The sequence below is a fragment of the Candidatus Clostridium helianthi genome (assembly GCF_045310795.1).
GTDB lineage: Bacteria > Bacillota > Clostridia > Clostridiales > Clostridiaceae > Clostridium > Clostridium helianthi.
Genome location: NZ_JBJIAB010000257.1, coordinates 1 through 240, shown reverse-complemented (window position 1 = coordinate 240; position 240 = coordinate 1). Strand labels below are relative to the sequence as shown.

Here is a 240-nt window from a genome sequence, read left to right as displayed (position 1 = left end):
AAGAGGCCAGTCGCGCCCTGTTCGCCGCCGACCGTGCGCGCCTGATCGCCCTGATCGCGCCCTGGCCCACGGATGTCCGGGCGCAGATTCTCGAACTGTTAGACGGCGCGTAGCGTGGTGGAGGGGCTCTTGAAGTCCCCCGGACGCCTGCGATGCGGGGGCGGCCCTCCGTCACGACGCGAAGACGCGCCGCGCCACCTCCCCGCTCCGCAGGGCGGAGACTTCATGCTATCCTCCGCC

The 240-nt window shown here is 71.2% G+C and carries 1 protein-coding gene; it reads left to right on the top strand.

The genetic code is table 11. The features are described from left to right. Nucleotides 1-113 (top strand): DUF2239 family protein (locus ACJDTP_RS28030; protein WP_406763090.1); only part of this gene is annotated, 113 nt, incomplete at its 5' end. Nucleotides 114-240 lie beyond the last annotated feature (127 nt).